The sequence below is a fragment of the Parapedobacter defluvii genome (assembly GCF_014642075.1).
Classification (GTDB): Bacteria; Bacteroidota; Bacteroidia; order Sphingobacteriales; family Sphingobacteriaceae; genus Parapedobacter; species Parapedobacter defluvii.
In genome coordinates this window covers 55,720-78,851 of the sequence record NZ_BMIK01000005.1, presented here as the reverse complement: position 1 = coordinate 78,851, position 23,132 = coordinate 55,720, and the positions used below count along the sequence as shown (strand labels likewise).

Below are 23,132 nucleotides of genomic sequence, written 5' to 3'. Positions count from 1 at the left end.
AATTCGAATATCTGCTAAATTGATTTATTGACACTCAATTATAGGCGGCGGACCTATGGAAGGCTCGCGTCTGACTATCTCAATAATTTCATTCCAAACCCTGGTGCGTCGGAGGGAATTAGGTTTCCATCTTTGATCGTATATCCGCTGAGATCCACGTCATCAGAGGTACTGGTAACACCCTCGATTGTTACGGTATTTCCAAGGCCTCCCGCCAAGTGGGCGGTATAATAAGATTTAAGCAACGAGCCCCAGGCGTGGGGCGATGCCTGCACGTTGTATCGGATGAGACCGGGCATGAGTTTCCGCCAATTGGTAAAGCCTAATCCCTCGATATCCGAAATATGTACATCCATCAGTTGCTGACGCATCAGCTCATCCAGCAACACCGGATCCGGATCCGCTTCCCCATCTGCAAGTAGGCTCTTGACGTTGGCATCTTTCATCCAGTTCCTGAGTTTGCGGTAATCTTCCACCGTTTCGTGGAAAGGTTCTTCGATCCAGAACAGTGGGGTATCCCCTATCCCGGTAAGGTACTGAGTAAACTCGTGGAACGTGAATCCGTTGTTACCATCCACTAGGATATCGCAATCCGGAAAGGCTTGCGCTACGGCCTTCGTCACTTCAATATCGCGGGCAAGCCCATCTTTCAGTGACATCCAGCGGTGGCCACGCCCAATCTTCAGCTTGAACTGCCGATATCCGAATTCATAATCTTGGCGGCATTCCCTCAATACCTTGTCTATCCCACCGGGTGCATGAGCTGGTTCGAGATCATCGAAATAAATCATACCCGTGTAGTACTTCGTGGTAAACGGTTTATCACGGCCCAGCAACGCGTATACCGGCTTATTCAAAACGATGCCTGCCAAATCGTGCAGTGCAATATCGAATGGAAGGAACCGATCATCGGTAAGACCTGCTGTGACCTGAAATACTTCTGACAGTTTTTTGCCCACCAACTCCGGTACAAGCCGTTGCGCAGCGCCCCGACCACCCAGCAGGGAAGCCCATCCCGTTGCGCCTTTATCAGTGGTGAGGGTGCATACTTCGATGCGCGGTCCGAACCCGTGTACATCCAATCTCGCATTCTTCCCCACAAAACGTGGATACTGCATCCGTATGTCTCGGAAGTCGACAGACCGGATGGTATGGTAGGCCAGCTCATCCTGCAAAGCGGTCTCCGCAGGAGGCAGGAACCATCCTGCAACGGCCGATTTAGACACCAGCCCGAGGGCCATACCCGCATTCAATGCACGGATAAATTCTCTTCTTTTAATCATTTTTGGTTTGTTTTAATTAGGTATTACCATTGGATCAATCTATCTGATTTGAATAGCGGCCCTCCCCACCGCAAAATGTCTTTTTTAGAAATCCAAAGCCCTCTGCCGCCAGCTCATCTGCACTGGCCGCCAATGGCCGCCAGATACTAGCTGCCCTCGCCAGTTCTTTGGAGGGCGCACCGAATGTTTCTATGACCAGACTTCCCCCGTAGCCGATCGTCTGTAAGGCATCGCGTATTCCCAGCCAATCGAGGTGGCCTGTCCCCGGTGTTCCGCGATCATTTTCATTGGCCTGTACGTGGACCAGCCGATCACCCAACTTGAGTATACTGGCTGGGATATTTTTTTCTTCAATATTGTTATGGAACGTATCCAACAGAATTTTCAACCGATCACTTGCAACCTCGTCTACTAATGCAATCGCTTGGTCGACCGTATTGATCATATCGGTCTCAAAACGATTTAGCGGCTCCAATGCTAAAGTTACCCCCAGTGCTTCTGCCCGGCGTGCCGCCAAGTGAAGGTTTTCCAGACACCATTGGCGCTCCTGCTGTTTCTGCGCTTCGGGAACCAGCCGGGTCTTTCCTACCGCGGAATACAATGGCCCCCCGAAGATGGGGCTTTCCAGTTCATTGGCTATTTCGAGGCAATCGATGATATAGGAAAGCCCGTTCGCCCGGACTCTGGCTTGATCACTGGAAATATCGCGGTCCATCCCGAACGCACCGCTTACGGTCACTTTCAGACCCAAACTGTGACATGCCTTTTTCAAGGCCACCCAATCGATCAATTCCCGGTCTTCCACGGCAATTTCAATGACGTCGTAGCCGATGTCCTTAGCTTTCCGCAGCACATCAAAAGATGCCGTAGAAAACGGTGAGACCCAAACAAACGTGCTTATTCCTATATCCATCTTTACAAGCTCAGTTCACTATTCAAAACTTGGTATTTCTACCCGCACGCCACCTTTCATGGCCGACTCATGCGCACAAATACCTGCACAGGTATAGTTTGCGGCAAGGGCAGCATCCACGGCTGAATCCCTGCCTTCTACAATGGCCGCAACAAATTCCTGTACCAAGTGGGGATGTGAACCACCGTGTCCCGCCCCTTGAAGAAAGGAGACGTGGTTGGGATCGTCAATCTTTTCCCGTTTGGTAAAGTCGGCGATCTCCGGAATCAACAATTCATCGGTATCCGGCACATCAATCCGCCGCGCATTTTCCCCACCGTCGAAGATGACGTGTTCTTCATCCTGTAGCTGTTCCCACTCGAACGACATCTTCGTGCCATATACGTCATAGCTCTCGCGATACTGGCGGACGACGTCAAACAACGACCGCGTTGCCTCAGCAACCACGTCCGAATTTTTCAATTTGAAGGTCGCGGTCTCAACCGCATAGGGGGCATTGTAACGGCTTGCCAGATCATCAGATAATCTGCCCGAGCCATGACAAACCACCGATTCCGCAATCGTGTTATTGATACGCAGCAACGGAGATATGGCGTGTGTACCGTTCAGCATTGGCGGGTATCCTTTCCAGTAGTCCGCCCAACCTTCCATACTCATATCCTGGATGTGCGACCCGCGCACAAACTGGATTTTTCCCAATTGCCCTGTTTCGGCCAGCTTTAACCCATAGAGGAACTCGCGGGTGTACAGCGCGGTCTCCATCATCATGTATACCTTGCCCGACTTGCGTTTGGCCGCTACAATCGCTTTGCAATCTTCCACCGTCATCGCCATCGGAATGGTACAGGCGGTATGCTTGTTCGCATTCAGCGATGCCAGCGTCATGCGTGCGTGTTCCGGCACGGGCGTCACAATGTGAATGGCATCGACGTCTTCCCGCTTCACTACCTCTTCGAAATCAGTGAAAATCAGGTTATCATCCAAATTAAACTTGTCCTTTAATTCATTAAGTGTGTCCTCATTCCGGGTACAGATTCCTACGGCTTTAATATTCGGGTGCTTCTGATAAATGGGAATGAATTCCTTCCCAAAACCCATACCTACGATAACGACAGTGATTTTTGACATATTCTGATTCTTATTAGCTAATTATATTTTTTCTATTTAGTCCGCAATCCAATTGACCGCGTTAATTAACAAGGTCTTATATGCTTCATGTTGATGGCTGCGCTCATCGTGGCCTGTTGTAATTCCGGCTATTTTTGCTTTCCGGTGCTTCACCGTAAATACGCCTGGATAAACTGCGTCGGTTTCCTTGGATTGACCAATGACCAATACCTCGATTCCTTTCGCAGCGGGATCGGGTACGTGACGGTACAACTCATCCACAAATTCAAACTTAGCCGGAACGCCTTGTGTAATCGGATGCCCGGAATTAACGACAAAGCTTTTTATTTCCTGAAGCTTTTCGTGGCTTTTACTGCCTCCCCCCACATAGTTTAGGTTATAAGCGGGCCAGTCTTCCCAGTTATACCATACCGCGGCATGGAGGAGCAACAGCCCATGTCCTTTCTCGACGAACTTGGTGATAGCTGCCTGCCCTGCTGCACTGATCGGTTGATTGTTTGTCAAAATCAGCAGGTCAGCTTGTTTCAGATAGGCTGGTATGGAATCCGTCTGTTCGGTATATGTCACGCTATATTTACCGGTCGACTCGATGGTCTTTTTGTCTTCCTGGCCGTACCACCGACCGAAATCATGGGATCCCCCGCCGCCTACCATCAAAATCCGGAGCGGCTTTTGGGCCAATACCACACCCGTGCTCATCAATACCAGGGCAAACCCTGCCAATAGTTTCATCGTCTTGTTCATCTTCAATATAATTAGTGAGTGCTCTATTTTACAACGTGCATAATACCATTCATCCCCCGCCAATGACCGGGGAAAGTACATACGTAAGGATAATCCCCGGCTTCCGTCGGAGCGGTAAATTCCAGCGTAAAGCTTTCGCCGGGATTGACCAGCGGCGTATGGTGCAGCACTTCAGGAATCGAAGGGATATACTGCTTGTCAAACGCTTCGGACGAACGCAACATGTCATCAGCCGCCTTGCCCACGATATCCAGCGTACCGGGCTGGATAATCAACAGATTGTGCTGCATACCATCCGGGTTTTCGAACACCAATGTGATGCGTTTGCCTGCCTGGACCGTAAACGTTTTCTTGTCGTATTGCATGATGTCTTTCACTGCTTTCAGTTCGATACGCGTTGATGGCGTAGCATTGGCAGGATCATCCAAGCTGGCATTTTCCTGGGTACCAACCGCGGGCAGGTTTGTCTTGGCCAGTCTTACGGTGATGTTGTTGACATTGCCCGTGAACTCAGAAGATCCACCATAATCGGTGAAGGCATAAGCTTCATCAAAATCCTCGCCCGAGCGCAGGTTGAGTTTCAACGGCTCGGCGAAGAGGTGCATGGCTTTCGCAGTACCCTGGCTAACGCCGTTCACAGACAACTCGATCGTTGCGTCTGCTTTTAGGTGTGCTTCGGCCAAGAAATTGTTCGGCACGCTGCCACGGGAAGATACCGAAGCAGTCTGGCCATGCTGGTAAATTTCAAAAAAGAGCTTGTTGTTCTTCACGAAGAGTGCATATCCTGCAGTCTTGTCGCCCTGCCCGACGATCAGGCCACGGTAGGGCTGATTATCGCGGCGGCTTACTTCCGTTTGGATATAAATCTCTTTATTGGAAACGTCTGGCGAAAACGGAAAGCGGGTACGGCGTCCCAATACATATTGTTCATTAACCAGCGATTCGAGGATACGCTTGGTAAAGTTGCTTGCCGAAGCGGTAGCCGCTGCTTTGAAGAATGCATCTTCGTGGCGTGCGATCGCGCTGAACAGAGCCTGTGACAACCACCGGTCGTTCTCATTGACCGAGTCGTTGGTAGCTTCAACCAGTGCACTGGCAACTGCATCCGACGCAGGATATTCCGCAAGCTTCACGAATACCGCCAAGCGCGTATTGAGATTGCTATCTTTCAGAAGCCCGCTCTGTAACAGGGCATCGAGAGATCGGCTGTCTAAAGGCAGCACTTGCACGGCAGCCTTCCGCACACCGGCAGCCGGGTGGTTGAAAGCCTTGACAACGGCATCAAACACATCTTGGCGCTTTTCGATCAGGTTAAGCCCCCGCAAGGTCCACAACGCATGGACAGCCGGGCTGTTTAATCCGATCTCGTCGACCTTTTGGTCGGATGCAATCCGGATCAGGTCGCCTGCAACGTCATCTTGCTTCCGCTCGACCAATAACCGCTGGGCGTGCATCCGCCAGAATTTGTTGTCGCTTTTCAGTGCATTCAGTAATCCTTTTGAATCGTCTTTTGAAAGCTTATGGCCAGCTTTATGTTTGGCATCTTTATATACGAGCCGGTAAACGCGGCCATATTTTTTGTCCCTCAAGTCGCTCTCGAACGCGTTGCCTGGGCCATGCGGTTGGTCAACAAACGGCAATACTTTGTCAGAAGGAGCCTGGGCGGGGACGAATACGTTGTGCTGGATGATAAAATTATACCAGTCGAGTATCCAGACGGCGCCATCCGGGCCAACTTCTGCGTGAACAGGTCCGTACCATTCATCTGAACTGGCGACAAGGTTCCACCCGTCATGTTCTTTGAAACCGGCACCATCCGGTTCGATGACCGCGTTGTGGATTAAGCGTACCGTCGGTTCGGTCACAAAAGCGACCTTATTCCAATAGTGCTGCGGATAATCCCTCGCGGTATATAGCTGGTGTCCCGCTGCAGAAGTGAAGCCGCCCACAACGTCTACCTGACGCAGGTTGGGTGTCATCGCATGTACTTCATAATGCCCATCGATTTTCTGGACGGCACTGACGTTGAGCTTTCGGTCATCTTCCTTCAGCCTACGCAGCATCAACTGCTCGGGCATCGAATAAAATGCACTGTGCGTATTGTTAGCAGTAGAAATAAACACGTTGTTATCTTCGGTCATCCCCAGTCCCCACGTGTTGTTACTGGTCGTTGCTAAGTATTCAAAATCTGACCCATCCGGCTTAAAACGATAAACACCCTGACCAAAGGCAAGCCGCTGCCCATTGATAAGGCCATTGAAACCGGCGTACCCGGTAACTCCCCAAATCTTGTTGTCAAAACCATATTGCAGATTGGAAGGCCCCGCGTGCGTGTCATTCTTATTCCATCCGGTCATCAGCGTGTCCCGCTGGTCGGCAACGTCATCGCCATCCGTATCCTTCAAGAAAATGAAGTGCGGTGCCATGGAAACAATAACACCGTCATTGGCAAATGTCAGGCTTGTCGCGATATTCAGACCGTCGGCAAATACCGTAAACTTATCGGCCACACCGTCGCCATCTGTATCTTCACAGATCTTAACCCGGTCGTTGGCCTCTCCCTTCAACTCCACAAAATTGTTGGGATAATCCATGGCTTCAATGATCCACAACCGACCCTTTTCATCCCAACTCATCGCCATCGGGTTAACGATATCGGGTTCAGAAGCAAACAATTGCAATTCGAAACCTATCGGAATCTGCATCAATTTCTGTGACTCCTCAGGCGACAACGGGTCCTGCATCTTCGGAACAAAATGCCGTGCGGTAAAATCAGCAATGGTATCTTCATAGATGCTTACTTGGGGAATCTTCAGTTGCGCAACCAACCCCATCACCCTGTCTCCGATAGCCCATTGGGTACCGTTGCTGACCAACCGCAGAAAATCAAGCCGCTTCCAAGTGGCTGCATCGTTACCATGAGGCGTATGAAAGATGCGCCCCCTGCCCTTGGTCATCCGATCTGCCGAATCCGCAGCCGCATTACCTGCGTCTCCCTCAATCGCGTCTCCACTTATAGGTGGTTTCACACCGATAGCGATCAGTCCTTTCCCGCCTTTTACGAAGTCATCCAACGTGTTTTCCTGATCGGAAGAAATCGAATCCACACGGGAAAACAGCACAATCCCATCATATCGGTCTATATTAGCTTCATTCAGATCGTTCCAATCAGCCGTATATGTGAGATTAATCCCGCTTTTAAAAAGTTCAATAGCCAGCCACGAGGCATACTTCCCGGACTCGATCGATGCATCGTTACCTGCCAAAAACAATACCTCAGCTCTTCGGGGATTCGAATCGCTGGTACAGCGGACAAGCAGGATGCAGGCAATACTAATAAAGAAGCAGGATAATATTCGGCTCATAAAATATAGTTTTACAATTGTTTACAAAAACAAAATTAGGTCGGAAAGCTTTAGAAAAACCGCGTTATATTATCTCTTTATAGTCAAATTATATCATGATATATTATATTTGCAATCAAGTAATGATAAATTATGAATCGTCCATGTCTAAAATTTCATTTTTATCACACAAGGAAATATAAATTTTAAACAGGATAAGCTCCATCTGACCGATGGAATGAATAAACCGAGCTCGCGAGTTCTTGAACACAAAAGCCAAACTTATTCAAGTGAAAAATCTGATAGCTTCATCACCATAAAAAAAGATCAATTATATATAGATGAAAAAAAGCCATGTAATACCGAAAGCGCTCATCCCGGAAAACCGTTCTTTTGTCATACGGAAACAAATCGAACCTTATTTTGATCCCACTTTTCACCTGCACCCCGAATTCCAGATTTCCTATGTCATGGAGGGCGAAGGAAACCGATTTGTTGGCGATAGCATTAAGCCTTTCAAGGCAAATGACCTCGTATTGATTGGTCCGAATTTACCCCATGTATGGCGCAGCCACAACGCCTATTTTGAAAAAGACAGCCAATTAAGCACAACGGTTGTGGTCATTTATTTCCATGATTATTTTTTGGGTGAAATCATTCACGATAAAGAAGAATTTGAAAGCATCAAACACCTGTTTCAACGGTCGCAGTGCGGCATCGAGATTACCGGCAACACACAGAAGCAGGTGAGCCGGCTGATGTTGGAATTGCTGGAACTGAGCGGTGCCGACAGTATTATCCACCTATTAAAGATACTGAATACCATTGCGATGTCGAATGAATGCCACCTGATCACCGATACCCATTCCAAATCTTACAATACCGAAGCCGAGACGGACCGCATGAACAAAGTATATGAATTCATCATGAAAAACTTTCACCGGAAAATCCACCTGGAAGAAGTTGCCTCCATCGCCAGCATGACGTGTACATCCTTCAGCAGGTATTTCAAATCGCGTGTCAATCAGTCTTTTTCGGATTTCCTCAAAGAAATACGCATCGAATATGCCTGCAAGCTGCTGAAAGAAGGGAAGATGAGCATTGACCGGATCGGTTATGAGTGCGGCTTCCAATCATTGACCAATTTCAATAAACAGTTCAAAATGGTCACCGGAAAACAACCACATCAATACCGAAATGAATACCTGAAAGTAGCATTGGAAACCTACCACCATTATCATTGAAACACCGGCGCATCCTGCACCGTTGTACTCGGCGTACCCCCCGAAATCTCCGGCCATCTATCACGCCAAACAACTTTGTCAAGCATCAGCATCCGTCGGCTGGCACCGCTGGAAACCTTACCGCGCGCCTTGTCGATGCCGTGGTAAAGAAACCAGTCTGTTCCCTCGTCATCCGGGATCAGCCGTGCATTGTGTCCAGGGCCCACAAACTTTTCGTTACCTTTGAGGAACAGCGTTCCTTTACCCCGTTCCGAGATATCGTCGCCGTTTTTATCCAAATAAGGCCCCATTAAATCCGTCGCTCGCGCCACCAATACATGGTATTGACTATTCGCGCCTTCACAGCAGCTCCCCTTGGAGCCAAAGAAATAATAGTATCCATCCCGTTTGTGGATCATCACCGCCTCGAAATCGCCCGCAGCAATTTTAAATTTACGATTTAAATCCGGCACCGACAGACCATCGTCCGATAGTTGCACACCATAGGTGCCCTGGGTAGGGGCATTACTGAAACTACCCCAGAACAGGTATTTCTTTCCTGCCTCTTCGAAATAAAACGGATCAATCGAGTTCGGCACGTCTACTTCTTCACTCGTAAACAGCTTACCGTGATCGATGAAAGGTCCGGCCGGTTTCTCTGCCACCGCTACCCCAATGCCCGGATTCGGGTCGCCCCATGTAGAGTAAGCATAGTAGAGGTAATAGGTTCCATCTACAACGTTGACATCAGGCGCCCAAAGCCCGCCGTTGTCCTTCCACGTGGGCTTATTGGAAAACGCCTGGCCCACCGCCTTCCAATCCACTAGATTGGTCGATTGCAGAATCGGCATCAGTCGGCTGCCTTGCCCATCACCCCAGTCATCCTGTGTACCATACGCGTAGAACAGTCCAGATTCGGGGTCACGGATAACCGTCGGATCCGCGAGGACCGGTTCAAAAACAGGGTTAACGTAAGTGCCTTCCTCCTTGACGGGTGGCTTCTTTTCATCCGGATTTTGACTCTCCGTCGATTTCCCACACCCCGCAGCGGCCAGCAAAAGCGCAAAAAATGGATAAGCAAATATATTCAGTAGCATCTTCAAAGATTTACATTTTATTATTAATCTGCAAGTGTTTGACGTACAGGCTTAATGACTTCGTCTCGTTTTACACTAAACGTATAGTGGCCTTTCTCAGCATCCCAGTGCTTGGTTACGGGTACGATCCGTGTCCGCCGTGGGCCAACTTGTTGTTGATCGAAGTGAACGTGGTAAACATAATACAATTGACCGTCTAATCCTTCAAATAAATCTCCATGTCCGGCTCCGTTTTCACCAACGATCGAACGATGGATGATCGGGCTATCCTTTTGCTTGATCCAGGGTCCGTATGGTGAATCCGAAACCGCATAACCAACTGCATAATCGATATTCCGGAAATGATTGGCGGAATAAAACAGGTAGTATTTATCTTTTAATTTGATTACGGTCGGACCCTCCATAATGGGTGCCGACTCATAAGCCGGAGTGGCTTCCCACGGTTCTGTTTGGCCAAAGCATTTCCGTAGCGTCTCCGGTTTGATCTTTCCCTTTTCCAGGTCAAACTCAGCAACCCACAGGTAATTACCGTTTTTAAACCGGACATGGTAAAGGTAGTACTTCCCGTCGTCGTCTTTGAAAATATACGAATCGATATTTTTTTCAGATCCGTCAATGGGAGCAATTTCCTTTTGCCGATAGGGTCCCAGCAAGGACTCGGACTGGGCCAGCACCGTTTGCTCGTTGGCGGTATAGGTCAAATAATACGTGTTATTGACGTTGAATAATTGTGGTGCCCAAAAACCCTCGGCACCAAAGGTCTGATCGCCCTTAGATAGGATCATATACACCGAGTCTTTTGTCCTTGCCGGCGGGGTCCACGTTTTCAGGTCTTTGGATTCCAGCATAGAAAATCCCGATGCGCCTTTTCCGCTTCCCCCCGTTCCGGTTAGGTAATAATGACCATTTTCAATGTATATGGTCGGGTCTGCAAAAAATAGCTCCCGCTTTTCCTGCGCTGTCAAGTGCATCACCGTGACGAAAACTACAGTGATTAATAGGTAATAGCTTTTCATAGACATGATCTGATTTTATTCGAGCCGTTGAGGTGTAAGATAATTTTCATCAACTTTCAGCGTGGTTTTCCCGTTTTTCTTTTCAAATGTAACCTTGCTGATATGCATCATCCGGGGATGTATCTGCGTGTCACTGTAATGCGAATGGAATACCATGCAAAGATTACCCTCCTTGTCGCTAAACATCGCACTATGCCCCACACCTACCAAATCTCCGGGTTTCTGCAAAACCGGATTACCTTCGTACTTCTTCCAGGGGCCTGTTGGGTGATCGGCTGTGGCAAAGCCGATTCCATAAAACGGGCTTTCGTAGCTATTGGCGGAATAAGTCAGGTAATAGGTACCTTCATGTTTTATGACAAAAGGTCCCTCGTTGACCCGCGGCCAAACAGTTTCCCATTCCTGGGACACATGGATACACGGGCGCATGGTTTCTTTATCAATGGTCATCAGGTCAGCTTCCAACTCGGCCACCCAAATGTTAAGTCCATCGTTGAAACGATCGAAAAAAAGATAGGCCTTGTCGTCGTCATCGATAAACAGCGAGTTGTCGATACACTTCTCCTCGGCAATCATGGGTTTCTTTTCCGCTTGTTTAAACGGCCCCAATGGGCTATCACTGGTGGCTACACAGATATGTTCATCGGCTGTATAGTACATATAGAACTTTCCATCTATTGCGTACACTTCGGGTGCCCAAAACCACCTATCGCCCCAGGAATCCTGCTTATTTAGCGCGAGCCGGTTACCTGGAACTGCCTCCCACGTAAGCAGGTCCTGCGACACAAGCACGGCAATGCCATCCTCTTCAGCAGTTCCATACGCATAGTAGGTACCCTCATGTAAAAGGATGAAAGGATCTCCGAAAAATACATGGGTTGCTACCCGCTCAATAGGTATTTCGGGTTTGGCGTCCGAATGGCCGGACGAACAGGCTAATACACAAACACCAATGCTGAGGATTCCTATAACCGAATTCCTTATCTGAGTAATCATATTGTTTATTTATTCGTTGACCATTCCAAAACGCTTCACCAATGCATCGTATTCTCCCCTCGAAATCGTAATCATACAACCATGGCGTACAGATGCCGGCAAACTGTACTTATCCCAATCGGCATGAAACGTATATCCCGATGCTTGGTACCAAGGGCCATTCAGGTTGTCGGCTATGGACAATCCATACGAAACACCCGGATATTGCTCATAATATAGATACCAAATCTGGTTATCGGGCGACGGGATCAGCATCGGCGCTTCCCGGAAGTTGGGGCTGATCGGAGCCGATGGCTCCGAATACGGACCGGTGAGTGACGGCGCACGTGAGATGCGGATGGTCTTTCCGGTTGGCCAATACAAAGTCGGATAGGTCTCATCCTTGATGATGGCATAATAATGTTCGCCTACTTTCCGGATGAATACATCAATGGTACCCATATCCCAGTCAAATAATTTGACCGGGTGATCGGAAAAGGATTTGAGGTCTTTTGACAATACATAAAGAGTCCGCTGACTTGCCCAATACCGCTCAGGATCTTCCTTGGTCCCCTCCTTGTGCGGGGTATGCCACGTCAGGATATACTCCCTGGACGGCTCATCAAAATACAGCTTGGGTGCTCCGATCCGTTGCAGGGCATGTGCATAATCCGGTGTACTCCGCAGATCAGGCGTGTAGGTATGGTATTTCTCCCAGGTAATCAGGTCTGCAGAAACCCAAATGTCAATATCGGGGGAAGCATCATTGGTATTTCCCGCCAAGTAATACCTGCCATCGTGCCCCTTACAGATGTCAGGATGACCGCGGTACGCATCGAATATCCGCTTCTTTCCGTTCAGTGCCTGCCAATGCAGGCCATCGGTGCTAACCGAATAGTATAACCGGCCATAATCCTGATGGGTCATGTGTGCAAACAGGTAAGCCTGGTTCACCGCCTCTGCAGCGCGGTGAACCTGACCTGGAGGGTCTGGCTGCTGGCTCCTCCCCTCAACAAGAGTAGTTACAACCAATAAGCAGATAGCGACTATCCGCGTGTTAATTCTATGAACGTTGTGCATCGCTTAATAACCTGGATTTTGGGTTAGCTTGCCGTCGCTGTTATCCACTTCAATCTGTGGAATGGGCAGCCGCTTGTGCTTACCGAGAATAAAATTATTGAAATCACCATCTCTTGACTTCAACTCGTCAATTCCCTCCTGAGTATCGAGCAAGCCCCACCGCTTCAGATCCGCCCAACGCCACCCCTCGAAGCAAAGCTCAAGGGCACGTTCCATCTGCAGCCGCTTCAAAAACGCATCCTTCGAACTCAGGGCATTCGCAAAGATACTGTTTTGCAGCGTTGGCAAGTTGGTCGAAAGTCGGGTGCGGACTTTGTTGACGTATACGGCCGCCTCTGTGGGTGTGCCCCCCGTCTCCACGATACACTCCGCATACATCAGGAGTATATCTGCATAGCGGATCAACCGGTAGTTGTTGGGTGCAAAATAATCCTCGCGGTCGCGGTAATATCCCGTGGAATATTTCCGGATAAACATGTGATCGCCCCAAGCGCCATCATCCCATTTCCTACCATAAATCAGAGGATTTTCATCCGGAAAATCCTGGGGGCTGGTTTTGTAATACAAATTGTGGTACAAGCGGATATCATTCTCACCGCTGAGGTTCTTTTCCCGTTTATACTCACCGACCAACCAAGCACGTGCTTTGCCGTCTTGCCAACCGATTCCTCCCGGTGCATAGAACTGTGTCCGTTGGAAACCCGTAGCCATTGATGCATCGTTGCCCGTTCCGCCTTTATTCTTATCATCAAACTGGATCTCAAAAATACTCTCTTTATTGTTCTCGTTGTAGTGGGTGAAATTATCCATATAATCATCCATCAACCCATACAATGAGTTTTCTTTATCGATCAACCACTGCAGTTCGGCTTTTGCTTCCGCAAATTTATGCTGCTGCATATAGGCTTTGGCCAACAGGGCTTTGGCTGCGCCGATGGTGGCTCTTCCCCGATTGTCGGCATCCCACGATTCAGGCAACTTCGCTGCTGCACTTTGCAGATCCGCTTCTACCTGTGCCCACAGTCGTGCTTCGGGCACTTCTTCCGGTTTGTAACTTCCGTCTTTGGGTTCCAGTACCAGGGCACCTTTTTCCCAAAGCGTTGCCACCTGGAAATACCACAATGCCCTGAGAAACTCCGCCTGGCCAATAATCCGGTTCTTCTTCGTATCATCCGTAAACGATATTTCGGGGACGTAATGCAGTACTTGGTTAGCTCTGAAAATGCTTACGTAAAAATCTTCCCAATGCTGATTATTTCCTTCCCAAAAGTTATAATTCACGTAGTTGAACCGTGTCCAATCGGCAAGCTCATTCCACGGACTGGTACTCCAGCCTTCGTCAGATCCCAAATCATACCTGAATGACAGCCAACGCATCCATGTTCCCTCTTTATAAAAGCGACTGTAAACAGCATCCAATCCTTTCTGAGCATCGTCTTCCGTTTTCCAAAACGTACCGGTGGTCGGCTCATTGGGATTTTCAATATCTAACAGATCGTGGCTGCAACTTGTATAAACCAAGGTGGCAAGCAGCCCACATATTACGATGTTAATTCTTTTCATTGTCTTCAATTTGAAAAAAGGTTTATCACTAAAAACTCAGCTGAAGGCCCATCATCACGGTCCTCGGGTTGGGGAACGCCATGTTGTCGGTACCCCGATCCCACACACTGGTATTGATGAAATCCGGATCGAGCCCTTTGTACTTAGTCAGTGTAACCAAGTTATTTCCGCTTACGAATACCCGTAAACCGCTCAGGTGAAGGCGAGCCAATGCCGCTTTATCAAACGTGTAACCTAATTGGACGTTACGAAGACGCAGGTAAGAGCCGCTTTCCAACCAGATATCGCTGTCGCCCCGGGTATTACGGGTGTCGCCATAGATAATCCGCGGAAAATCGCTGTCCGGATTTTCCTGATAGGGTTCGTGGCCCTTTTCAAAGCGGATATAGTTAGAATTGTCAGAAAAAAGGCGGCCTTGGCGCATACCGCCGTTGAGCACATCGTTACCGAACTGGCCATTCCAGAACATGGAAAAGTCGATGTTTTTCCAGGTCACACCTGCATTTACAGACACCAATGCATCCGCCCACGGATCACCCACGATCTGCCTGTCGTTGGTGGTAATCTGTCCGTTGTCGTCGGTATCGATATACCGCAGGTCACCCAATTGAGGTCTCTTGCCTTCAATGGTAATCGGGACTCCCTGCGAATTTACATAGGCATCGATTTCCGCCTGTGAACGGAAAAGTCCATCGGTTTTAAGCAAATAGTATTCGCCAAGGGAACGGCCGATTTCACTGCGTGTTTGGCCGGTGTAAAACACTTCGTTGCCATAACCCAATTCGAGGATAGTATTCTTCTGTGTAGTAAAATTGGCCCCTACAGTATACCCGACGTTACCGACTTTATCCCGCCACGTTGCAGCGAGTTCCACACCTGTATTCCGGAGACTTGCCGCATTGGCCAGTGGTGCACCTCCCTGATTTCCGGTGGTCATCGAAATCTGCATACCCGTCAGGATATCGCTGGTCTTCGAATTGTAGTATTCAGCCACCAGTGTCAAGCGATTCGATAACACAGTGGCATCGATACCGGCATTGATCTGCTCGGTCTTTTCCCACCGGAGGTTCTCGTTGACAATCTTTACCTGGGTAGCGCCGTTTACGATTTGCTGGTTATCACCGAATATGGTGATGATGTTGGGATTAATGGTTCCGAGGTAATCCCAATCGTTGATGGCTGCGTTGCCCAGCTGGCCATAGTTGGCGCGCAGCTTCAGGTCGTTGATCCAGGGGACATTGAAAAATTGTTCGCCGCTGATCCGCCAGGCGCCGGACACCGAATAGAAATTATCCCACCGGTTTGCCGGGCTTAGCTTCGAAGAGCCGTCCCTTCTGAACGTAAATGTTGCATAGTACCGATCATCGAAATTGTAGTTTGCCCGTCCCAGATAAGAAAGTAAGACAGACTCTCCAATGCTGTTCCAGTTGGTCTGGTTGGTTTGGCCGGCATTGAGCACGGTGATATAATCGCCACCCAGAAATGGAAACTTCAGCCGCTGCGCGCCGACATCTTCAAAGTAATAGTGCTGATAGGTAAGTCCCGCCACGGCATCGACGCGATGCCGGCCGAAATCCTGGCCGAAATCCAGCGTGTGCTCGATGAGCTCGGTGGTTCGTTTTATCCGGTTTTTCTGTCCGGTCGGATCGCGGTACTCCTGGTTCATGGTCCAGTTACCTTCCTTCCGGAAATACCGGTATTCATCAAACGTATAGTCTATACCTGCGTTAAGTTTGTACCTGAGGTAGTCGGTGATCCGCGCCTCACCCCAAAACGTACCCCGTAACCGGTAAATCTGGGTATTGGTATCTTCCAGTTCTTCCCGAGCGATCGGGTTGGTACCGAAGGTGCGCGCATTGGCTTCGCTGCCATAGCCAAACCCGCCGAGGTTGTCGGGATCGCGGACGGGAATCGTCGGCACCATCCGGACAATGTCTATGTAAGAACTGGTCTGCAGCGGATCCCGGTCGGTCTGGGCAAAATTGAACGTCTGGCCAAATGAGAATCTTCCTTTTGTACCTGCGGTATTTACACGGAACGTGTAACGGTCAAACGAATTGCCGTACATCATCCCCTCGTTGTTATAATATCCACCGGAGACAAAGTAATTTCCGGCTTGTCCGCCGCCCGACAAAGAAACGTTGTAATCCTGAACAAGTGCCGTTTTCATGGTTTCCTTTTGCCAATCGGTATCAAAATCCCGGTGGTCCTGCAGCGTCCCGCTCCAGGTTCCATCTTTTATTCCTTCGCGATAGGCCATGTCATTATACTTTTTGAACTCCTCCGCGTTCATCAGGTCATATTTGGGAGACCAATCGAACGATTCGCGTACCGAAAAATCAACTATAGCTGGGCCTTCTTTTCCTTTTTTGGTGGTCACGATAATCACGCCGTTCGCAGCCCGCGATCCGTAGATCGCCGCCGCCGAGGCATCCTTCAGAATCTGGATGGACTCTACATCATTAGGGTTAAAATCGGCCCCACCGGATGTAATCATACCATCGATAACCCACAGCGGATCGTTATTCTGAAGTGTTCCCAGCCCACGGATTTCAATCGTTGCATCACCACCTGCATTTCCGGTATTCCGTATATTTACGCCAGTAGCGAGCCCCTGGATGGACTGACCGATTGTGCTCGCCCCCACCTTGGCCATCTCCCGGGTATCGATGACGGATACCGCACCGGTTAAATCTTTTTTCTTGACACTGCCGTAGCCAATGACAACCACTTCCTGTAGTTCCTCCAGACTTTCCAAGAGGGTGACATTCAGTTGCTGCCCGGCGTTTACCGCAATCTCTTTCGTTTCGTACCCGATTAACGAAAAAACCAAGACAGCGTTACTCGCTGGGATCCGTATGGAAAAGCTACCGTCGGCTGCCGTCAAAGTCGCTGCATCACTTTCCTTCACCTTAACCGTGATGTCTTCCAACGGATTTCCAGCAGCGTCGACAACACGCCCTGTTACAACTGCCTGTTGTGTTCCGGCCGTACCGATTGCCCCATGCGCTGTCACCACGCCGGAATTTACGGCGTAGGCGCTTGTCAATGTACCGAAACACGCGATTACATAGGCCACTGCCTTGAGCCGCTTCAGTACATAAGTCATGTCTGTTAAGTTTGTATTCATAAAATCATATTTATTATTGGTTAAATGTGCATCTGATACCTATCGGTTGGTTAAAAGCTGTTTAATTACATCGACCTCTTCCTGCCTGTACGGTGTACCATCTCCCCTGAAAATGTCGTGGAACCATAGCGGAGGCTCCGCCGTGTAGGTCTTGGTCCAGCTATCCCAGGGATAAATGGTCTGCGTTTTGCCATCCACGAACCCCCAATTGAACATTGCCACATTATATTTTTTTGCGATCGGCAAAAAGCCCGCGAATGTGCTGCCGTTGGGCCGCGCCATGTATTCGGTACATAAAAGCGGCTTGCCGTAACGCTGGAGTTGCTGGATGCGCTTTTCAAAATCTTCCGGCGTATCGTAGTTGTGAAAACTGATGATGTCCGACTGCTCGATCTGTAACCGTTCGATCGGCTTCAAGGTACTGTCTGACGACCAGTCGCCCGCCCAGATACCGGAAGTCAGCGGTTGGGCCGGGTTCGCAGACCTTGCCCATTCAAATGCCTGTGCCAACAATGGCAGCACATAAGCTACCTTATCCTTGATTTCCATGGCTTCATACGAAGGCCCCGTCATGTTATCAGGCTCATTCCACACATCCCAACCCAAAATCCGACCATCGTTGGCAAAATGCCCAATCACTCCTTTGACGTAGCGCTCCAGACGAGGGTATTGTGTGCTGTCCTTCAATGCATATTGCCCCGGGCTTTGTACCCAACCCGAATTATGGACGTGCGGTTTGGGTGCACGCTGCTTACCCGATACCGGGAAGGGATCCCAACAAGAGTCGAAAAACACCAATAACGGCCGTATACCATGCTTATCGGCCAATTGTAAAAAGCGGTCTATCCGGGTTAGGAATCCCAGCGAATCCTGTTCATAAGGCAGGTCATGGAGGTAAACACGGGCAGTATTCATGCCCAAACCAGCTGCCCAACCCAATTCTTTGTCGATGGTTTCAGGATCAAACGTATCTTCCTGCCACATCTCCAATTGATTGATGGCCGTAGCGGGCGTATAATTGGGCCCGACCAGCCATTTTTGCCGTGCATACCAGTCATTGGCTTCTTCTGCCGTCCAGATATTTCGGTTTGGGGCGGTAGTACTGGTTCGTTGACGACTGTCGCAGCCGCATAATAAAACGGAAAGAAAAAACAGAAATGTACTGGTAATCCGTATTGCCATTGGTTTCATTATTGGTTATTAAAAATCGGCGCTCGGCCATCCTCCATACAAAGGACGGCATTACCTCCGCAGCGATGGATACCATTTTGTTTCAATTTTTCCCTATTTTGTCTCACGGAATTTTATTAACTTAGTAACATTGTTCAATCTACTTCCCTTCCAAACTTTTAATTCCCAACATTCTTCTTACCTACTGGTAGACATGTTTATACTTTCTTCGCCATGAATCTAAGATAACAGCAGGGTGAGTCCGAGGTGAGTCCAAGTATTTACCGTAAAAAGTCGGACTCACTTCGGACTCACTATGGACTCACCCTAAAGAAGGTATCTACGAGGCACCTCCTTTGTATATTGCTTGTCTTTGCGATGTCCGACTCAAATTGAATGCGGGGATTGGGTATCGGATTGACGAAGCCAAGGTAAAACAAATACCGTAATCTTGCCAATTTTACTGTTATCTTTGGCCGATAACCGTCGGACCACGTGGCCGTGAGAGCGCTTTTGCTGAAATACCTAGTATGTTTGTTGGCGTTACATAACTACGCCTACTGCCAGCCTTATTACTTTACGCATTACCAGGTAGAAAACGGCTTATCAAACAATGCCGTGCTGTGCAGCGCACAGGATGAAATGGGTTTTATGTGGTTTGGCACCAAGGACGGCCTGAACCGCTTCGACGGTTATTCATTCAAAGTTTTTCATAGCGATCCCGATAATCCCAACGGACTGGGCAGTAATTTTATCCGGGCCTTGTTTGTTGACAAAACCGGACGTGTCTGGGCCGGCACCGATCAGGGAATTTACATCTTCGATCCAAAATCCGAAACGTTCTCGCTGTTTCATCCCACCATCACCAACGAAATACTCGGGATAAAAGGCGACCGTTCGGGCAACGTTTGGTTTGTCGATAACCTTACGCTGTATCGATATTCCCCGAAGACCGATAGCCTGGTGACCATTACCGACCCGGAGTTTTCGGTAAGCTCATTCGGCTTGGCTAACACCGGGGATGCCTGGGTAGGTACCATACACGGAGATCTGCTTCATTACCATTCCACCCGGATAAAAGGCCGGTATTCATTATTCGATCATTCGCCGCATGTGGTTTCCCAATGGATTGAAAAAGTATATTGCAGCGATAAAGGCTTTCTCCTAATAGGCACCTCCAAACAGGGTTTGAAAGTATTTGATATACAGACAGGCACTTATGAAGACTTGTTAACGCACGATAACTACGGAACGGACATCTTCGTGCGGGATATACTGGCACATAGAGCCGATGAGTACTGGCTGGCTACCGAATCCGGTATTTTCATTTTCAGACACAACAATGGCCAATGGACCAATCTGAGAAAACAACGGGGTAATCCGTGGGCCTTATCCGACAATGCGGTCTATACACTCTGCAGGGACCGCGAGCACAGTATATGGGCGGGAACCTACTTCGGAGGCCTCAACCATTACGCAGCAGCCAATACCTTTTTTGAAAAGTTCTTTCCGCAGGGGGAGACTACTCATACCATTTCAGGCAATGCCGTAAGGGAAATCTGCGCAGATCGCCACGGAAATTTATGGATTGGTACGGAAGATGCCGGATTGAACAAAATGGACGGGGCTACGGGTCGGATGACCAATTACCGGCCTACCGGTGATCCGCACAGTCTTGCTTATTCAAACATCCACGGACTGCTTGTTACGGGTGATACACTGTGGGTGGGCACGTTTGAACACGGACTCGACCTGCTGGATATCCGTACAGGAAAGGTCATCCGGCACTATGATGCCGAAAACCGCACGGGATCGCTGCATAATAATTTCATATTCAACTGTTATCAGACCCAACAGGGCCAGGTATTGTTGGCAACGGGACAGGGCTTATATGAATACGTAAAAACAGAAAAAAGTTTCCGTTTTGTTGCCGGATTTCCGGAGCACATCTTTTACACCACGTTATTTGAAGACAGCAGGGGAACGATATGGGCCGGTACCTGGCGTGATGGGTTATACTACGTTAATCCGAAGACAGGCGAACACGGCACGTTTACCCACGATGCCGGTAATTCCCACAGCATCGGCAGCAATCGCGTAAACCGGATTTTTGAAGATAGCAAGGGCACGCTTTGGGTTGCGACCGAAGGCGGCTTATGCCGCCTGCATGCACCTGATGGCACTTTCAAGCGGTATGGCACTACGCATGGATTGCCAAGTAATCTGATATTGGCCATTTTGGAAGATGCCGATAACAAGTTGTGGGTAACTACCTCGAAAGGGCTTGTCCGCTTTGATACAGCCACCGAGAACATCAAGGTGTTTACACAAGCCAATGGCTTGCTGAGCGACCAGTTTAACTACAATTCCGCATACAAGGACCCCGATGGTACCTTGTATTTCGGCAGCGTGAAAGGTTTGGTTCGTTTCAATCCGGCTAATTACGTTGAAAATACGTTCCAACCCCCCGTCTATATCACCGGATTACAGGTATACAACCGTGAGCTGGAAATCAACAAGGAAGGTTCGCCCCTGCGGCAGTCAATCACCTTTACGGATGACATCGAGCTCAAATACAACCAGTCGTCCTTCAGCATCGACTTTGCGGCGCTGAGCTTCGTGTCTCCCGGCATGACGGAATATGCGTATAAAATGGAGGGATTGGACAAAGAATGGACGCATATACGCACCAACCGAAAAGCTTATTTCACCAAACTGCCTCCGGGCGACTACCTGTTCAGGGTCAATGTGGCAGATAACGGCGGTGGCTTTAAGGGCAGGGAAACCACCCTGCATATTACCATCCTGCCGCCTTTCTGGGCGAGTATCCCTGCATACCTGCTTTATGCCGCACTGGTGCTTGCCGTAACCTGGTACATCATCCGGAGCTATCATCGCCGCATCCGGGAGAAAAACAAACGGAAACTGGAGTTGATACGGCATCGCAAAGAAGAAGAACTCTACCGGGCAAAGATTGATTTTTTCACGAATGTAACCCATGAAATACGCACACCGCTTACACTGATCAAAGCACCGCTGGAAAAGGTAATGAAACAAGCGGATGAATTGCCGGTCGTCAAACGGCACCTGCAAACGATGGAGCGGAATACCGAGCGGCTCCTGGAACTGACCAATCAGTTGCTTGACTTCCGGAAAACCGAAGTGACGGGTTACCAATTGACCTTCGCTCCCATCTCCATCAACGAGTTGCTCAAAGAAAATTGCCGCAACTTTAAATGGGTTGCCGCGCAAAAAAATATCCGTCTGAAGCTTGACCTGCCCGCTGCTTCGTGTGTGGCCTCCGTCGACAAAGAAGCCGTAACCCAAATCATCAGTAACCTGCTGACGAACGGACTTAAGTACGCTGAACGCACGATCCATATTTCGCTCTCGGAACAATCCCCGGGCGACAGCACATGTACCATTCTGATCAAAAACGACGGTTACCTGATCCCTACGGAGATGCGTGAGAAAATTTTTGAAACATTTGTACGGCTAAAGGCAACAGGCAACCAGCCGGGCTCGGGATTAGGCCTGGCGTTGGCCCGTTCCTTAGCCCAACTGCACAATGGCAGCCTCCGTTTAGGAATGCCTGACAACGATATGAATGTCTTTGTATTGACATTGCCGCTTGAGCAGCAAAAAAATGAAATGTGACATGGAACGAGTACCCCAACAGACCGAACGTCCGCTCATATTGGTCGTAGATGACCATGTGGAAATACTGGATTTTATCGCCGATGATCTGAGTGATGACTATGAAGTTTTGCGGGCAGAAAACGGTCATCAGGCTATCGAAATATTAACCGATCATGCCGTACAGCTTGTCGTGAGCGACGTGATGATGCCTGAAATGGATGGCTATGCGCTTTGCCGGCTGATCAAATCAGATGTGGAACACAGTCATATCCCGGTAATCCTATTGACCGCAAAAAACACCCTTCAGTCGAAAATACAGGGGCTGGAACAGGGTGCCGATGCATATATTGAAAAACCGTTTTCACCGGAACACTTACACGCCCAGATTAACAGCCTCCTGTCGAACCGGAATAAAGTCCGCGAATTTTTTGCAAGCTCACCACTGGCACATATCAAAACCATGGCGCACACCCGGGCTGATGAGCGATTTCTGGAAAAATTAAATGAATTGATCCTCGATTGCATGGGCGATGCCAGCTTTGACGTAGAACATCTGGCAGACAAAATGAATATGAGTCGCCCCACCCTGTACCGAAAAATCAAAGCGATATCTGACCTGACGCCGAATGACCTCATCAACGTGGCCCGGCTAAAAAAAGCGGCTCAACTCCTCAGCGAAGGCCAATATAAAATCTACGAAATTTCTGATCGCGTGGGGTATAGTTCACAAACCCATTTCGGGAGGAATTTCCAGAAACAATTCGGCATGTCTCCGAGCGAATACATGGCCCAATTCAAAACGTAAGCCCCGGCAGGCAGGTGCGCTG

At 49.0% G+C, this 23,132-nt stretch carries 15 protein-coding genes; 3 read left to right on the top strand and 12 right to left on the bottom strand.

The window, feature by feature from the left end:
• Positions 1–74: 74 nt before the first annotated feature.
• The 5 genes from IEX60_RS09680 to IEX60_RS09660 are packed head-to-tail and all read right to left on the bottom strand — an operon-like array spanning position 75 to position 7,433.
• The gene (locus IEX60_RS09680; protein ID WP_229717499.1) at positions 75–1,283 is read right to left on the bottom strand and encodes an enolase C-terminal domain-like protein; all 1,209 of its coding nucleotides are present in this window, start codon (positions 1,281–1,283) and stop codon (positions 75–77) included.
• A 34-nt stretch (positions 1,284–1,317) separates the two neighbouring features.
• Entirely contained in the window at positions 1,318–2,196 is an 879-nt protein-coding gene (locus tag IEX60_RS09675; protein WP_188749984.1) for a sugar phosphate isomerase/epimerase family protein, read from the bottom strand.
• An 18-nt stretch (positions 2,197–2,214) separates the two neighbouring features.
• Positions 2,215–3,324, bottom strand: a complete 1,110-nt coding sequence (locus IEX60_RS09670; RefSeq protein ID WP_188749982.1) for a Gfo/Idh/MocA family protein — start codon at positions 3,322–3,324, stop codon at positions 2,215–2,217.
• 36 nt (positions 3,325–3,360) lie between these two features.
• Positions 3,361–4,068, bottom strand: a complete 708-nt coding sequence (locus tag IEX60_RS09665; RefSeq protein WP_188749979.1) for a ThuA domain-containing protein — start codon at positions 4,066–4,068, stop codon at positions 3,361–3,363.
• A gap of 23 nt (positions 4,069–4,091) precedes the next feature.
• Positions 4,092–7,433, bottom strand: coding sequence for a PVC-type heme-binding CxxCH protein (locus IEX60_RS09660; RefSeq protein ID WP_188749977.1), 3,342 nt, complete (start codon positions 7,431–7,433; stop codon positions 4,092–4,094).
• A 320-nt stretch (positions 7,434–7,753) separates the two neighbouring features.
• On the opposite strand from IEX60_RS09660, the gene IEX60_RS09655 reads away from it, so the two are divergent.
• Entirely contained in the window at positions 7,754–8,656 is a 903-nt protein-coding gene (locus IEX60_RS09655; protein ID WP_188749975.1) for an AraC family transcriptional regulator, read from the top strand.
• On the opposite strand, the gene IEX60_RS09650 is transcribed toward IEX60_RS09655, so the two are convergent.
• Genes IEX60_RS09650 through IEX60_RS09620 form a run of 7 tightly spaced genes read right to left on the bottom strand, consistent with a single transcriptional unit; the run spans position 8,650 to position 18,678 of the window.
• Positions 8,650–9,732, bottom strand: coding sequence for a family 43 glycosylhydrolase (locus tag IEX60_RS09650; protein ID WP_188749973.1), 1,083 nt, complete (start codon positions 9,730–9,732; stop codon positions 8,650–8,652). The two genes, IEX60_RS09655 and IEX60_RS09650, sit on opposite strands and share 7 nt — an antisense overlap.
• A 23-nt stretch (positions 9,733–9,755) precedes the next feature.
• Positions 9,756–10,748 carry a glycoside hydrolase family 43 protein gene (locus IEX60_RS09645; protein ID WP_188749970.1) on the bottom strand — a complete coding sequence of 331 codons (993 nt, stop codon included), beginning with the start codon at positions 10,746–10,748 and terminating at the stop codon, positions 9,756–9,758.
• Between the two features lie 15 nt (positions 10,749–10,763).
• A complete protein-coding gene (locus IEX60_RS09640; protein WP_188749968.1) occupies positions 10,764–11,744 on the bottom strand; it encodes a glycoside hydrolase family 43 protein in 981 nt (326 codons plus the stop codon).
• Between the two features lie 9 nt (positions 11,745–11,753).
• Complete coding sequence (locus IEX60_RS09635) at positions 11,754–12,803, bottom strand: glycoside hydrolase family 43 protein (protein WP_229717498.1); 1,050 nt, start codon at positions 12,801–12,803, stop codon at positions 11,754–11,756.
• A 3-nt stretch (positions 12,804–12,806) separates the two neighbouring features.
• On the bottom strand, positions 12,807–14,366 hold the full coding sequence (locus IEX60_RS09630; RefSeq protein ID WP_188749967.1) for a RagB/SusD family nutrient uptake outer membrane protein: 1,560 nt from the start codon (positions 14,364–14,366) through the stop codon (positions 12,807–12,809).
• A gap of 28 nt (positions 14,367–14,394) precedes the next feature.
• Entirely contained in the window at positions 14,395–17,496 is a 3,102-nt protein-coding gene (locus IEX60_RS09625) for a SusC/RagA family TonB-linked outer membrane protein (protein ID WP_229717497.1), read from the bottom strand.
• A 39-nt stretch (positions 17,497–17,535) separates the two neighbouring features.
• The gene (locus IEX60_RS09620; RefSeq protein ID WP_229717496.1) at positions 17,536–18,678 is read right to left on the bottom strand and encodes an endo-1,4-beta-xylanase; all 1,143 of its coding nucleotides are present in this window, start codon (positions 18,676–18,678) and stop codon (positions 17,536–17,538) included.
• Between the two features lie 522 nt (positions 18,679–19,200).
• Between IEX60_RS09620 and IEX60_RS09615 the strand changes: the two genes are divergently transcribed.
• Together IEX60_RS09615 and IEX60_RS09610 are read left to right on the top strand one after the other, a co-directional pair.
• Complete coding sequence (locus tag IEX60_RS09615; protein WP_188749963.1) at positions 19,201–22,323, top strand: ligand-binding sensor domain-containing protein; 3,123 nt, start codon at positions 19,201–19,203, stop codon at positions 22,321–22,323.
• Position 22,324: 1 nt separating this feature from the next.
• Positions 22,325–23,110 carry a response regulator transcription factor gene (locus IEX60_RS09610; RefSeq protein ID WP_188749961.1) on the top strand — a complete coding sequence of 262 codons (786 nt, stop codon included), beginning with the start codon at positions 22,325–22,327 and terminating at the stop codon, positions 23,108–23,110.
• Positions 23,111–23,132: the final 22 nt, after the last annotated feature.